The following is a 1551-nucleotide window of genomic DNA, read 5'->3' on the forward strand; positions in this document are numbered from 1 at the left end:
CTCTTCCGCTTCTTCTGGTTTCTCGAATTGGCGAGTTGCGGTCACCAATTCCTCCAAGTTCTCAATACGAGCCTTAGATTTTTCGCCCCTCTCTTGCTCATACATGGCAAACAAGCCAGAGTACTTGATCACATGGTCTGTTTGCTCGTGCAACGGCATCTCTAACGTGTCGTCTTCGAGTGCGGTAATAAGTTCGATAAAGCGACCTAATGCCCCAGCCGCTCGACCCGCGAGCACTTGTTCATCCAACATCGCAACGCTGGCTTCCCACATCGTGCAACCACGATCGCGCGCCGCACGGCGGATGGTTTCTAGTGTCTTGTCACCTAAACCACGAGTTGGCGTATTCACCACACGTTCAAATGCAGCATCGTCATTACGGTTGGCCATCAAACGCATGTAGGCCAGTGCGTCTTTGATTTCCTGACGCTCGAAGAATCGCATACCGCCATAAATACGGTATGGCAGACCAGCTTGAATCAACGCTTCTTCCAGTACACGAGACTGGGCGTTGTTGCGGTACAACATCGCTGCATCATTCAATGCTCCGCCTTTGTCTTGCCACTCTTTGATTTTGTTAACCGCAAAACGGGCTTCGTCCAACTCGTTGTAAGCACTGTAAACCGAAATCGGCTCACCAACAACGCCGTCAGTCCACAGCTCTTTACCCATACGCTCAGTGTTATTGGCGATCAAGGTATTGGAAGCTTCCAAAATGGTCTTGGTGGAACGGTAATTCTGCTCTAGGCGAATGGTGGTTACACTTGGGAATTCACGGGTGAATTTCTCAATGTTTTCGACTTTTGCTCCGCGCCAACCGTAAATCGATTGGTCATCGTCACCCACAATCATCACATGACACTCAGGCCCCGCCATCATGCGTAGCCAAGCGTATTGGATATTGTTGGTGTCTTGGAACTCGTCAACCAGAATGTGTTTAAAGCGTGCCTGGTAGTGCTCTCGGACAAACTTGTTATCGCGCAGTAGCTCATGAGCGCGAAGCAGAATTTCTGCAAAATCGACCAAACCTGCACGGTCACACGCTTCTTGATAAGCGGTGTATAGCTGCAAGTAGGTTTTGGTCACAGGATCGTGGTAAGCATCAATATGTGTTGGGCGCAGACCTTCGTCTTTTTTGCCGTTAATCCACCAAGCCACTTGGCGTGCAGGCCACTGCTTCTCATCCAAATTTTGTGCTTTGATCAGACGCTTCAGTAAACGCTGTTGATCGTCGCTGTCGATGATTTGAAAGTCTTCAGGTAGCTTGGCATCAAGATAGTGCGCGCGCAAAATGCGGTGACAAATACCGTGAAAGGTACCATTCCACATGCCTGACGCACTGCCCATCATCAACTCTTCAATACGGCCACGCATCTCCGCTGCCGCTTTGTTGGTAAAGGTTACCGACATGATTGAGAACGGAGACGCTTGTTCTACCGACATCAACCAAGCGATACGGTGAACAAGAACGCGAGTCTTACCACTTCCTGCGCCAGCAAGAACGAGCAAGTTTTCTAGAGGTGCTGCAACGGCTTCACGTTGTTTATCGTT

At 49.8% G+C, this 1551-nt stretch carries 1 protein-coding gene; it reads right to left on the bottom strand.

What is annotated here, in order from left to right; translation table 11 throughout:
• Positions 1 to 1551: UvrD-helicase domain-containing protein (locus R8N46_RS24615; RefSeq protein WP_318189700.1), on the bottom strand; the 1551-nt coding region annotated here is incomplete at both ends.

It is taken from the genome of Vibrio sp. 1874 (assembly GCF_033344395.1).
Taxonomy (GTDB): Bacteria; Pseudomonadota; Gammaproteobacteria; order Enterobacterales; family Vibrionaceae; genus Vibrio; species Vibrio alginolyticus.